Here is a 5,439-nt window from a genome sequence, read left to right on the forward strand (position 1 = left end):
CCCCACACCCCACACCCCAGCAGTAAACCCATGTCTTCCCACAATACCGAAAACATCCAGACTATTTTTCAAAAAATTTGGGGCTATGATAGCTTTCGCTTTCCCCAACAGGAGATTATCGAGACAATTTTAACGGCAAAGGATGCCCTGATTGTCATGCCCACGGGATTCGGTAAATCTATCTGTTTTCAATTGCCCGCTTTATTAAAAACCGGCTTAACCCTAGTGATTTCCCCCTTAGTTGCCCTGATGGAAAATCAGGTGGAGGAATTATTAGCCAAAAAACTACCCGTCGCCCTGATTCATAATGAAATCCCCCGACAACAGAGAAAGAAAACCTTAGCAGCGATCGCAGATCAAACCCTGCGACTTCTCTATCTTTCCCCAGAAACCCTCTTAAGTCCGCCCCTCTGGTCAAAATTAACCCTTCCCCACGTTAAAATTAACGCTCTTATCCTCGACGAGGCCCATTGTTTAACCCAGTGGGGCGATAATTTTCGTCCTGCCTACCGTCGTCTCGGTGCTGTCCGTCCCGCTCTGCTGCAATCAAAACCGACCGGCAGCCAAATAGCGATCACTGCTTTTACCGCCACCGCTAACCCCGCTACCCGTGAGACTCTCACCCGCATCTTACAACTAGAAAAACCACAACTTTTCTTAATAAATCCCTACCGTCAAAACCTTGACTTAAGCACCAAAATATGTATTAGCCCCGGTTGTCGTCGTCATCAACTATTAAACTTCCTCACCAGTCAACCTCGACAATCCGGCCTGATCTATACTCGTTCCCGTCGCCATAGTGAAAATTTAGCGACATGGTTGCAATCTCTCCACTATCGCACCAGTGCCTACCATGCTGGTTTATCCCCCTTTCAGCGTCGGGAAATAGAACAAAGTTGGCTGCGGGGGGATTTAACTTTTGTTGTCTGTACCTCAGCTTTTGGCATGGGTATCAACAAACCCGATGTGCGTTGGGTTGTCCACTACCAACCCCCGGCTTTACTATCGGAATACCTACAGGAAATCGGCCGCGGTGGTCGCGATGGGGGTAAAATGCAGGCTCTCACCTTAATTAGTGAACCGACGGGATGGTTAGATAATAGCGATAAAAACCAGCAAAAATTCTTTAACTCCCAACAGGAGCGCCAATACCGACAAGCTTGGCAAATTTTAGCCCAAATTCCCCTAGAGGGCAAAGTAGAGGCGATTAGTGCCGAATTTCCCGATGGTGCGCTCATTCTCTCCCTTTTACACAGTCTCGATCGCCTAGAATGGCTCGATCCTTTTCATTATCGGCTTATTTATCGCCATAATTCCGCCAAGATGACTTTTAAACCCAAAAATGAGATATTTCCCTACCTCTATACCCGTCGCTGTCGTTGGCATTTTCTCTTAAATGCCTTTGGGTTTCAGGAAAATGCCGATAATTTTCGCTGTGGTCATTGCGATAATTGTCGTCGCAATCGACCTCTGGTAAGCTAGGGAGCGCCAGAACAGGGAGAGCAGAGCATTTGTACTAAATTCTCCTGTCTTTTTCCTCCTCCTGTCTCGGATTCTCCTCACTTAAGGGAAGATTTTTGATTTTTGCAGGAGATTTATAGCGGGTTTCCCAGAAGTGAGTCCCGATTGAATCTATCAAGGGATTTACCATACCTTACCCGAAATAATAGTGAAATTTTGTAACAAAGTGCAGCCAGATATAAGAATCTTTGCTAGATTTCTAGAAGGCTTCTATGATAAGTCTCCTTAAAGGAGATTGTTTGCAGTAAGCTAATCTGGCTAACAGGCTTTTGGGCGTGATATAGGGAAAAGTTCGGGCGATTGCGCCTAAATAGGGTGATATACCGAAAGTTGACCCATATCGTTACTCTGGAGAGTGTTATACAGAAAGTTGACCTATAGTATGTAGTTGGGCAGCTAAAAAGAAAGAATAAATATGAGTAAAGAACTAACAAGAAATCAAATATTTGAAATTTTAGATACGAAACCCACTAATCCTAGATGGTCTTGGTGTGCAATCTCACCCGATCATAAACGGGCTATTTTTACTTTATGGGATGATAAAATTAGAGATGGGAAATATAAATTTTTATCCAGAAGTGATCCATTAAGAAATCGTCCAGGGGAAAACGATCAAAGACGAATATTAGAGCTAGTAACTGAGAAAAATATTTTGACCTATGGGTTGGTGTGCATCGCTAAGGATATAACAGCATCTCCTAGAAGCATTAAAGAAATTGATAATAGTTATATTTTAAATATTAAGATCAATAAAGACAATGGCAATTATGTTGCCATAATTAAAGAAAAAACTTTGATACTGGAAATTGTTAATGAAATTAAGAAAGAGAATAGAAAATCGCTTTCTTCAATAGCCGACTTACCGATTGGCTCAGAAATTCCAGATCGTGCTAATAGGGTTACATCATCATTCGTTAGAGACAATAAGGTTAGAAAATTTGTGTTAAATCGCGCTGGCGGACAATGTGAATATTGTGGAAAAATAGGTTTTGAAATAAAAGATAATAAATACTACATTGAAACGCATCATATTATAGCCTTGGAAAATAATGGTAAGGATACTATCGATAACGTTATTGGCCTATGTCCTAATCATCATCGGGAAGCGCATTATGGTATAGATGGAGATAAATTAGAATTAGAATTTATAAAAATATTAACCGCGAAAATGAAAGCTGCCCAACAAGGCGATGCACCGGAGCCAGCGACTAAGGCGATTTCTGCTTCGCAACCATCTATTGCGCCGGCCCGGTGATCTTTGACGTTATGCAGATTGAGTGCGATCGCAATTTTGTAGGGCGCGTTCCCTAATGCAAGTTAAAGTCAGATGTAGGCTGGGTTGACGAAAAGAAATCCAACAACTTCTGGTTTAATCCCCTCTGCCACCTCAACGATAGACACCTCCATTGCTCAGGGTAAAATGAAGGGGCATAGTTGAAAAGAGGCAAATCTATGACAGTTCGACAACCCCGCTACAGCAAAGAAGAGTTTGCCCGACGTGGCGATGAGATTTATGAATCTCAGGTGCGCCCCCAAATTGAGGAAGGTAATCATGGCAGAATTGTGGCGATCGACATCGAAACTGGAGCGTTTGAGCTTGCCGACGATACGATGACTGCGACTCGGCGACTTTATAAACGATTGCCTGATGCTCAGCCTTGGGTTGTTCGGATCGGCTATCGCGCCGTTCATCGTTTCGGCGCAAGGAGTTTGAAAGACGCTCTATGATGATGCGGGGTTACGTCAATCAGAATTACGAAGCAATGCTTTCCTTGGTTGTGAGGAACGGCGACAAACTTAAATCCATTACTGCTGTGATCGATACAGGGTTTACAGGGTTCTTGAGTCTCCCGATTGCTACTATTAGAGAACTTGAACTGTCTTGGAGTTACCGCGATCGGGCAACCTTGGGCGATGGTAGCGAAGTCTTATTTGATATCTATGATGGCATGGTGATTTGGGGTGGGCAGTATCGAGAAATCGAGATTAACGCTGCCGAGACAGAGCCATTGATTGGAATGAGCCTGTTGCGCGGTTATCGGTTGCAAGTCGATACAGTCAAAGGCGGATTGGTTACGATTTCGGAGTTACCGATCGCAGTTTAGAAGCTGATCGTCAGGCACGGTCTAACAGGAACGTTAGTGCAATGCCGAAGGCACTGCGTAGCAGATCGCTGATCTTGTGGGTTGGGTTGACGAAAAGAAATCCAACACCTTCGGAACTAAACTGCGAACGCTAATCTTGTATTGTTCTTAACCTTAAATAGCCTTTGGCCTACATGAGCATATTCACAGATTGACAGTCAGCGAGGCATTCAGCTATGTTTGAGATATTTAGAGCAAAACTTTTGAATGCCCACGCTGTTGACCGTTGGCCCATATCGATTCTTTTGCTACGCAGGCGATCGCCATGAGCCACCTCACATCCATGTTGAACGAGATCGAGAGATCGCTAAATTCTGGCTTCAGCCGGTTCGTCTTCAGAGTAACCAAGGATTTAACCGCACCGAAATTAACCGCATTCAAAAACTTGTTCAAGAAAACCAAGAACAATTACTAGCAGGCTGGAATGACTTTTTTAACGAATGAAGTATTTGAAACATTGGCAATTCAGCAATTGGCCATCACAGATGACACACTCAGTGTAGATTTGTCTGATGGGCGCACTATATCTGTTCCCTTGGCATGGTATCCTCGGCTCCTGCATGGCTCAATTGAGGAGCGCAATGATTATCGCTTGCTCGCTGGTGGCAGTGGAATCCATTGGAATCAACTAGATGAAGACATTAGCACTAAAAACTTGATTCTTGGCCAACCATCAGGGGAAAGTCAAAAATCATTGAAGCGTTGGTTAAATAATCGAGTACGATCGCCGATCTTGTAGGGTGCGTTCCCTAAGGCGACTCCTACTGCTCCAGCGATCAATTTTTGGGGAACGCACCATGCACATTGATTGCAGCTGTGGGTTAAAGTGCGATGTCGAAGGCACTGGGTAGCAGTACACCAATCTTGTAGAGACGTAGTAGGATGGGCATTAGCTCATCCTACAGACCTGTGAGATATTATAGAGGGGTCTCCAGAAGTCAAATCGTAATCAGGAGTTAGTATATGCAAGCAATCCTTTTAAGCCGTGAAGAAGTTGCTCAACGTGCAGAGAAACTGTACGAAAGCAGAATCCGCCAAGAGGTGGAAGTTGAAGAAAACATTGGCAAGATGGTTATCATTGACATTGAAACAGGTGACTACAAAGTTGATGAAAATGGCTTACACGCTGCTGACTTATTGAGCGAGAAACACCCCCATGCTCGGCTCTTTGGGATCAAAATTGGCTACAACGTTGCTGCCGCTTTTGGTGGGGGTGTTATGGAGCGTGTAAGCTAAGACGCATTTAAAGCACTTATTCTTAAGATTAGCCGAATCTCCCCCAATCCCTTTACTGTTGCCTCTTGCCTCTTGCCTCTTGCCTCGTCTCAACAAGCAATTTAAATGCTTAACAGCTTAGTTAAGTGATTTCAGGTATTGTGGCTAATGGACACCCGCTTATCACTATCCCATTTCGGATTCCAAATCGCGCTGACTTTCCGATTGAGTTTGTAGTAGATACAGGATTTACAGATGAGCTTTGTTTACCACCCGAAGCAGTAGCATTACTAGATCTCTTGCAAAAGTAATCAAGATATATCCTTTTGTCGGTAACGAAGTTCGTAATTCTAGATACCAGCAATCAAATTCAATCTCAGACCAAATCGCCGTCTGCGATTTCTGTGTCTTGATGAAAGTATCCGAAATATTTTGAGACGACGATGAATATGTTCTATAACTATGCGCCGTTGTGATAACTGACGATTGGCTTTTTTTTGCTCTTTACTTAGTTTTTCTTTTTTCTTTTTTTTATGAGGAATTTGACTGTTTTGATGGA

General features: G+C 43.5%; 8 protein-coding genes. 7 read left to right on the plus strand and 1 reads right to left on the minus strand.

The features are described from left to right. The first annotated feature begins 30 nt into the window (after positions 1–30). The 7 genes from PN470_RS04415 to PN470_RS04445 all read left to right on the plus strand — a co-directional run bounded on the left by PN470_RS04415 (position 31) and on the right by PN470_RS04445 (position 4,901). Positions 31–1,482 (plus strand): RecQ family ATP-dependent DNA helicase, encoded by a 1,452-nt coding sequence (locus tag PN470_RS04415; RefSeq protein ID WP_272103829.1) that lies wholly within the window; start codon positions 31–33, stop codon positions 1,480–1,482. Between the two features lie 454 nt (positions 1,483–1,936). Then, a complete protein-coding gene (locus PN470_RS04420; RefSeq protein ID WP_103112821.1) occupies positions 1,937–2,776 on the plus strand; it encodes an HNH endonuclease in 840 nt (279 codons plus the stop codon). A gap of 197 nt (positions 2,777–2,973) precedes the next feature. Beyond that, complete coding sequence (locus tag PN470_RS04425; RefSeq protein WP_002779931.1) at positions 2,974–3,249, plus strand: hypothetical protein; 276 nt, start codon at positions 2,974–2,976, stop codon at positions 3,247–3,249. Next, positions 3,246–3,626, plus strand: a complete 381-nt coding sequence (locus PN470_RS04430) for a clan AA aspartic protease (RefSeq protein WP_103112822.1) — start codon at positions 3,246–3,248, stop codon at positions 3,624–3,626. The genes PN470_RS04425 and PN470_RS04430 overlap by 4 nt, the downstream gene beginning before the upstream one ends. Positions 3,627–3,872: 246 nt before the next feature. Further along, positions 3,873–4,109, plus strand: a complete 237-nt coding sequence (locus PN470_RS04435) for a DUF4160 domain-containing protein (protein ID WP_002738880.1) — start codon at positions 3,873–3,875, stop codon at positions 4,107–4,109. Further along, positions 4,090–4,404, plus strand: a complete 315-nt coding sequence (locus tag PN470_RS04440; RefSeq protein ID WP_002752929.1) for a DUF2442 domain-containing protein — start codon at positions 4,090–4,092, stop codon at positions 4,402–4,404. The genes PN470_RS04435 and PN470_RS04440 overlap by 20 nt, the downstream gene beginning before the upstream one ends. 224 nt (positions 4,405–4,628) lie before the next feature. After that, the gene (locus PN470_RS04445; RefSeq protein WP_002752927.1) at positions 4,629–4,901 is read left to right on the plus strand and encodes a hypothetical protein; all 273 of its coding nucleotides are present in this window, start codon (positions 4,629–4,631) and stop codon (positions 4,899–4,901) included. A 329-nt stretch (positions 4,902–5,230) separates the two neighbouring features. Here the strand turns inward: PN470_RS04445 and PN470_RS04450 are convergent. Then, on the minus strand, positions 5,231–5,439 hold a 209-nt coding region (locus PN470_RS04450), incomplete at its 5' end, for a transposase family protein (protein WP_272103827.1).

The sequence above is a fragment of the Microcystis sp. CS-574 genome (assembly GCF_028329095.1).
Classification (GTDB): domain Bacteria; phylum Cyanobacteriota; class Cyanobacteriia; order Cyanobacteriales; family Microcystaceae; genus Microcystis; species Microcystis ichthyoblabe_A.

Excerpts from the sequence above, each read along its gene's own strand:
- PN470_RS04445 (WP_002752927.1), top strand. The coding sequence starts at position 4,629 with ATGCAAGCAATCCTTTTAAGCCGTGAAGAAGTTGCTCAACGTGCAGAG.
- PN470_RS04420 (WP_103112821.1), top strand. The coding sequence starts at position 1,937 with ATGAGTAAAGAACTAACAAGAAATCAAATATTTGAAATTTTAGATACG.
- PN470_RS04435 (WP_002738880.1), top strand. The coding sequence starts at position 3,873 with ATGCCCACGCTGTTGACCGTTGGCCCATATCGATTCTTTTGCTACGCA.
- PN470_RS04430 (WP_103112822.1), top strand. The coding sequence starts at position 3,246 with ATGATGATGCGGGGTTACGTCAATCAGAATTACGAAGCAATGCTTTCC.
- PN470_RS04440 (WP_002752929.1), top strand. The coding sequence starts at position 4,090 with ATGACTTTTTTAACGAATGAAGTATTTGAAACATTGGCAATTCAGCAA.
- PN470_RS04415 (WP_272103829.1), top strand. The coding sequence starts at position 31 with ATGTCTTCCCACAATACCGAAAACATCCAGACTATTTTTCAAAAAATT.
- PN470_RS04425 (WP_002779931.1), top strand. The coding sequence starts at position 2,974 with ATGACAGTTCGACAACCCCGCTACAGCAAAGAAGAGTTTGCCCGACGT.